The sequence below is a fragment of the Streptomyces sp. NPDC059443 genome (assembly GCF_042750105.1).
Lineage (GTDB): Bacteria > Actinomycetota > Actinomycetes > Streptomycetales > Streptomycetaceae > Streptomyces.
The window spans coordinates 11,407-18,324 of the sequence record NZ_JBHYVM010000056.1 but is presented as its reverse complement, the minus strand read 5'-3'; the positions used below and the strand labels follow the sequence as shown (position 1 = coordinate 18,324).

Annotated in this window: 4 protein-coding genes; 3 read left to right on the top strand and 1 reads right to left on the bottom strand. The window is 69.1% G+C overall.

The window, feature by feature from the left end:
• Positions 1 to 131 precede the first annotated feature (131 nt).
• Entirely contained in the window at positions 132 to 3,674 is a 3,543-nt protein-coding gene (dnaE, locus tag ACFXDJ_RS34675; RefSeq protein ID WP_384663025.1) for a DNA polymerase III subunit alpha, read from the bottom strand.
• 191 nt (positions 3,675 to 3,865) lie between these two features.
• Here dnaE and ACFXDJ_RS34670 point away from each other — a divergent pair, with 191 nt between their 5' ends.
• The 3 genes from ACFXDJ_RS34670 (at position 3,866) to ACFXDJ_RS34660 (ending at position 6,842) form a co-directional block, all read left to right on the top strand.
• Positions 3,866 to 5,206: a DUF2252 domain-containing protein gene (locus ACFXDJ_RS34670; RefSeq protein WP_384663026.1), complete on the top strand. Its 1,341-nt coding sequence runs from the start codon at positions 3,866 to 3,868 to the stop codon at positions 5,204 to 5,206.
• A gap of 79 nt (positions 5,207 to 5,285) precedes the next feature.
• A complete protein-coding gene (locus ACFXDJ_RS34665; protein ID WP_384663027.1) occupies positions 5,286 to 5,981 on the top strand; it encodes a hypothetical protein in 696 nt (231 codons plus the stop codon).
• Positions 5,982 to 6,044: 63 nt separating this feature from the next.
• Positions 6,045 to 6,842: a DsbA family protein gene (locus ACFXDJ_RS34660; RefSeq protein ID WP_384663029.1), complete on the top strand. Its 798-nt coding sequence runs from the start codon at positions 6,045 to 6,047 to the stop codon at positions 6,840 to 6,842.
• The last annotated feature ends 76 nt before the right edge of the window (positions 6,843 to 6,918 follow it).

The window sequence follows — 6,918 nt, the reverse complement described above, 5'->3', positions numbered from 1 at the left end:
CTCCCCTCTCACACCACCACACAAAACAACCCACAGACCGCCCCCCCCCCACCCCCGCCCCCGCGGGGCGCCCCCCCCGCCCCCCCCGCGCCCCCCCCGCCCCCCCCCCCCTTCTCGCGCTGTCGCTCCGGCTAGCCGGCCAGGCAGGACGGCCCGAGGAGCACCTTGAGGTCGCCGAAGAGCGCCGGGTCGGGCTTGACCCGGTGCTTGTCGAGGCGGAGCACGGTGGTGGTGCGCGGCCCCTGGAGCTTGATCCGCACCTCGCTGTTGCCCTGGTGGTGGCGCAGGATCTCACCCAGCCGGGTCACCATCGGCGGGGTCACCTTGACGGTCGGGATGGTGAGGACGACGGGGGCGTTGGTCCCGGCGTTGGACAGGTCGGGGACCATCATCTCCATGGCGACCAGCCGGGGGATGTCCTCGCGCTTGTCCAGGCGGCCCTTGACGAAGACGACGGTGTCCTCGACCAGCTGGGTGGAGACGAGCTGGTAGGTCGCGGGGAAGAACATGCACTCGATGGAGCCGGCCAGGTCCTCGACGGTGGCGATGGCCCAGGCGTTGCCCTGCTTGGTCATCTTGCGCTGGAGGCCCGAGATGATGCCGCCGATGGTGACGACGGCGCCGTCCCCGTGCTCCCCGCCGGTGAGCTGGGAGATCCCGGCGTCGGTCTTGTCGGAGAGGACGTGCTCCAGGCCGAAGAGCGGGTGGTCGGAGACGTAGAGGCCGAGCATCTCGCGCTCCTGGGCGAGCAGGTAGGCCTTCTCCCACTCGACGTCGGAGAACTCGACGTCGAGGCCGAAGCCCGGCTCGTCGCTCGCGCTCTCGTCACCCATTGCGCCGAAGAGGTCGAACTGTCCCTCGGCCTCCTTGCGCTTCACCGCGACCACGTTGTCGATCATCGGTTCGTGGTGGGCGACCAGGCCCTTACGGGTGTGGCCCATCTCGTCGAAGGCGCCGGCCTTGATCAGGGACTCGACGGTGCGCTTGTTGCAGACGACGGCCTCGACCTTGTCCAGGAAGTCGGGGAAGGAGGCGAACTTCCCCTTGGCCTTCCTGGTCTTGATGATCGACTCGACGACGTTCTGGCCGACGTTGCGCACGGCGGTGAGGCCGAAGAGGATCACGTCGTCGCCCTGGGCGGCGAAGTTCGGCTCCGACTCGTTCACGTTCGGCGGGAGCACCTTGATGCCCATCCGGCGGCACTCGTTCAGGTAGATCGCGGACTTGTCCTTGTCGTCCTTGACCGAGGTGAGCAGGCCCGCCATGTACTCGGCCGGGAAGTTGGCCTTGAGGTAGGCGGTCCAGTAGGAGACCAGGCCGTACGCGGCCGAGTGCGCCTTGTTGAAGGCGTAGCCGGCGAAGGGGACCAGGACGTCCCACAGGGCCTTGATCGCCTGGTCGCTGAAGCCCTTCTCCTTGGCTCCCGCCTCGAAGATGACGAAGTTCTTCGCCAGTTCCTCGGGCTTCTTCTTGCCCATCACGCGGCGCAGGATGTCGGCCTCGCCGAGCGAGTAGCCGGCGATGATCTGGGCGGCCTTCTGGACCTGCTCCTGGTAGACGATCAGGCCGTAGGTGACCGCGAGCACCTCTTCGAGCGGGCCCTCCAGCTCGGGGTGGATCGGGGTGATCTCCTGCTGCTTGTTCTTGCGCAGGGCGTAGTTGGTGTGCGAGTTCATGCCCATCGGGCCCGGCCGGTACAGGGCGGACACGGCGGAGATGTCTTCGAAGTTGTCGGGCTTCATCAGGCGCAGCAGGGAGCGCATGGGCCCGCCGTCGAACTGGAACACGCCGAGGGTGTCGCCGCGGCCGAGCAGTTCGAAGGTCTTGGGGTCGTCGAGCGGCAGGCCCAGGAGATCGATGTCGATCCCCTTGTTGGCCTTCACCATCTTGACGGCGTCGTCCATGATCGTGAGGTTGCGCAGGCCGAGGAAGTCCATCTTCAGCAGGCCGAGCGATTCGCAGCTCGGGTAGTCCCACTGGGTGATGGTGACGCCGTCGGAGTGGCGGACCCAGACCGGTACGTGGTCGGTGATCGTCTCGCTGGACATGATCACGCCGGCCGCGTGCACGCCCATCTGGCGGACCAGGCCCTCCACGCCGCGGGCGGTGTCGATGACCTTCTTGACGTCCGGCTCGTTCTCGTACATCCCGCGGATCTCGCCGGCCTCGCCGTAGCGGGGATGCTGCGGGTCGAGGATGCCGGAGAGCGGGATGCCCTTGCCGAGGACGTCGGCGGGCATGGCCTTGGTGAGGCGGTCGCCCATGGCGTACGGGTAGCCCAGGACGCGCGCGGAGTCCTTGATCGCGTTCTTGGCCTTGATCGTGCCGTAGGTGCCGATCATGGCGACCTTGTCGGCGCCGTACTTCTCGGTCACGTACCTGATCACTTCGACGCGCCTGCGCTCGTCGAAGTCGATGTCGACATCGGGCATGGAGACGCGCTCGGGGTTCAGGAAGCGCTCGAAGATCAGACCGTGGGTGATCGGGTCGAGGTCGGTGATGCCCATGGCGTACGCGACGATCGAGCCGGCCGCGGAGCCTCGGCCGGGGCCGACCGCGATGCCCTGGTTCTTGGCCCACATGATGAAGTCGGCGACCACGAGGAAGTAGCCGGGGAAGCCCATCGAGATGATCGTGTCCATCTCGTACTCGGCCTGCTTCATCCGGTCGTCCGGGATGCCTCCGGGGTAGCGGCGGTGCATGCCGCGCATGGTTTCCTCGCGGAACCAGGTGACCTCGGTGTAGCCGTCCGGGATGTCGAACTTCGGCATCAGGTTCCGGAACTGGAACATGCCCTCGGTGTCGATCTGGTCCGCGACCAGCTTCGTGTTGGCGCAGCCCTCCTGCCAGGCGTCCGAGGAGTCGATGGCGTACATCTCGTCCGTGGACTTCAGGTAGTAGCCGGTGCCGTCGAAGCGGAAGCGGTCCGGGTCCGAGAGGTTCTTGCCGGTCTGGATGCAGAGCAGGGCGTCGTGGGCGCCGGCCTCGCTGGCGTACGTGTAGTGGGAGTCGTTCGTCACCAGCGGCGGGATGCCGAGCTTCTTGCCGACCTCCAGCAGCCCGTCGCGGACCCGGCGCTCGATCTCGATGCCGTGGTCCATCAGCTCCAGGAAGTAGCGGTCCTTGCCGAAGATGTCCTGGTATTCGGAGGCGGCCTTGAGGGCCTCGTCGAACTGGCCGAGGCGCAGCCGGGTCTGGAGCTCGCCGGAGGGGCAGCCGGTGGAGGCGATCAGGCCCTCCGACCACTTGCTGATGGTCTCCTTGTCCATGCGCGGCCACTTGGTGAGCCAGCCCTCGGCGTACGCGTCGGAGGACAGCCGGAAGAGGTTGTTCAGGCCGGTGGCGTTCGCCGCCCAGATCGTCTTGTGGGTGTAACCGCCGGAACCGGACACGTCGTCGCGCTTCTGGTGCGGCTGGCCCCACTGGATGCGGCGCTTGTTGCGCCGGGACTCCGGGGCGACATATGCCTCGATCCCGATGATCGGGGTGATCCCGGCCTTCTTCGCGGTGTGGAAGAAGTCGTACGCCCCGTGGAGGTTGCCGTGGTCGGACATCGCGATGTGCGACATGCCCATCTCGTTGCACGCGTTGAACATGTCCTTCAGCCGCGCGGCACCGTCCAGCAGGGAGTACTGGGTGTGGACGTGCAGGTGCGTGAACGGCGTCTTGGTCACGGTGGGGATCCTCCGGAGGGGAGAGAGGGCGGCAGCCCTGAAGTCTACGTCGGCCGGGTGAAAGATCGTGGGCACCGACGGGTACGGTCATCCGTTGCAGGACCAAGGACAGTGTCCGGAAAACGACCACAGATCGACCACAGTCAGCCCGCGAATCAGCGCCACAGCCGCGCCACCAGGAGGCACCCGCCATGGCGGTTCCCGAGACCACGGACGAACAGCGCGCCGAGCAGATACTCGACGTGTTCGACATCGCGTTCGGTGAGCTCCTCGCCGCAGACCCCGCCGCCTTCCAGGTCAAATTCCGGAAGATGGCGGCCTCCGCCTTCGCCTTCTACCGGGGCACGGCCTGCCTCTTCTACTCCGATCTGGAGCGCGAGCGGCACGGCGGCCCGTACCTGGACGAGCGCACCGGCCGGGTGTGGATCCACGGCGATCTGCACGCCGAGAACTTCGGCACCTACATGGACGCCAACGGCCGCCTGGTCTTCAACGTCAACGACTTCGACGAGGCCTACGTCGGCCCCTTCACCTGGGACCTCAAGCGGTTCGCCGCCTCCGTCGCCTTGATCGGCTACACCAAGGCGCTCAGCGACGAGCAGATCAGCGGGCTCGTGCGGACCTACGCGGCGGCCTACCGGGAGCGGATCCACCAGCTGGCGACCGGCGCCAAGCACGAGGAGGTCCCCTCCTTCACCCTGGACACGGCCGACGGCCCGCTGCTGGAGGCCCTGCGCGCGGCCCGCCGCCGCACCCGCTTCGCCCTGCTCGACTCGATGACCGAGATCCGCGACCACGAGCGCCGCTTCTCCCCCGGCGCCGGGACCATCGAGCTGGACGCGGCCACCCGGTACAAGGTGCTCGCCGCCTTCGACGGGTACCTGGAGAGCCTGCCGGACGAGTCCCTGGTGCGCCCCGACTCCTACCGGGTCAAGGACGTGGTGGGCCGCCGGGGCGTCGGCATCGGCTCGGCGGGCCTGCCCTCGTACAACATCCTGCTGGAGGGGCACAGCGACGCCCTGGAGAACGACGTCGTGATCTATCTCAAGCAGGCCCAGACCCCGGCCGTCTCCCGGCACATCACGGACCGGGCGGTGCGCGAGTACTTCCGGCACGAGGGGCACCGCACGGTGATCTCCCAGCGCGCCCTTCAGGCGCACGCCGACCCGTGGCTGGGCTGGACCGAGCTGGACGGCTCCGGGCAGCTGGTGGCGGAGGTCTCCCCGTACGCGGTGGACCTCGACTGGTCGGACCTGGACGATCCGGAGGAGATCGCGGCCGTGGTCGCGGACCTGGGCCGGGCGACGGCGACCATGCACGGCGCGGCCGACGAGCAGGAGAGCGGCCAGACGCTGGTCCCCTTCTCCACGGAGCGGGCCATCGACGCGGCCATCGCCGCCGACGAGGAGGGGTTCGCCGAACTGCTGGTGGACTTCGCCCACGCCTACGGGTCCCGGGCGCGCGCCGACCACCAGATCTTCGTGGACCTCTTCCGCAACGGGCACGTCCTGAGCCAGCGGCAGCAGCGGTAATCGGCCCAAAAGGGATGGTTCGGTCTTCAATCGGGACCTGCGACCCTCCCCCACAGGGACTCGTGGCACACTCGCGGCGATGGACATATCCGGGGTAGGGCTACGAGGGCTGCGGGCCGCGCTGTTCAGCGCGCTCGTCGTGCTGCTCTCGGCCGGCTCGCACGTCCTGATGTCCCGGGTGCCGCTGCCGCCCGCCCTGGTGGGCGGCGCCTTCGCCACCGTGTTCGCGATCGCCTACGCCCTGGCCGGGCGGGAGCGGGGCCTCGGCCCCATCGCCGGGCTCCTCGTGCCGCTGGAGCTGGCCGCCGACACCGCCTTCACCGCCGGCCAGCACCTCTGCTACGGACCCGCCGGCGGGCCCGTATCGGGCCCCCTGCGCGCCCTGGGCCTGGCCGACCTGTGCGGCGGCACCCCGGTGGGCGGACCGCTGGCCCAGGTGGGCGGCGCGGCCGCCGACCCGGCCGCGCTGCTGGCCGCGCCCGGACCGTGGACACCCTGGCTGCTGCTGGGCGCGCACGTCTCGGTCGGGCTGCTCGCCTCGGTGTGGCTGCGGCACGGGGAGCGGGCGCTGGGCCGGCTGCTCGACGCGGCGGCCGCCTGCGCCTTCCGGCCGCTGCTCCTGGCCTCGACCGGGGTGGCCGCGGCCTTCGGCCCGGCGGCGCCGCGGGCGCCGCGGCCGGTGCTCGCCGACGCGGGGGCCCGTACCCGGTTCCCCGCACATTCCGTGGGACGGCGGGGACCTCCTCGCGCACTCGGCGCGCTCGCCCGCGCCTGACGTACGCGAGGCACCCCCCTTTCACCCGGCTTCCGGACGAAGCCAGACCCCACGGAGACCATCATGAGCTCACGCAACAGCCAGGCGAACAAGGCCGCCGCCCGCGAGCGGCTGCGCGCCGAACGCGAGCAGCACGCCAAGAAGGCCAAGGTCCGCCGCCAGGTGTTCGTGGCCGCCGGCGTCGCCGCGGCCCTCGCCCTGGCCGGCGGAGTCGGCTACCTGGTCGTGCAGGCCAACAAGCCGGGCGAGTGGGACGCGGCCGCCAAGGCCGCCGTGGTCGCGCCGAAGAACACCACGGGCGAGAACGGCACCACCGTCGTCATCGGCAAGGCCGACGCCAAGAAGACCCTGGAGCTGTACGAGGACTCGCGCTGCCCGGTCTGCGCCACCTTCGAGCAGACGGTCGGCCCGCAGGTCAAGAAGGACCTCGACGCCGGCAAGTTCAAGATCCAGTACATCGGCGCCACCTTCATCGACAAGGGCATCCCCGGCAGCGGCTCGAAGAACGCCCTGAGCGCGCTGGGCGCCGCCCTCAACGTCAGCCCCGAGGCGTTCCTGGAGTACAAGACGGCCCTCTACTCCGCGGCGAACCACCCGGACGAGAAGGACGACAAGTTCGCCAAGGACGACTACCTCCTGTCGGTCGCGGACCAGGTCCCGGCGCTCAAGGGCAACGCCGAGTTCAAGAAGGCCGTCGAGGACGGCACGTACAACCGGTGGGCGCTGGAGATGTCCAAGGTCTTCGACAAGAGCGGTGTGACGGGCACGCCGACGCTGAAGATGGACGGCAAGAAGATCGACCCGATGCCGCAGACGCCCGAGGCGTTCACGGCGGCGATCGACAAGGCCATCGCGGGCTGATCCCCTGCTGGACCACCGACGGGCGGGCGAACTCTCAGAGTTTTGTGTCTGTTAAACATATCCCAGCCCACCAACA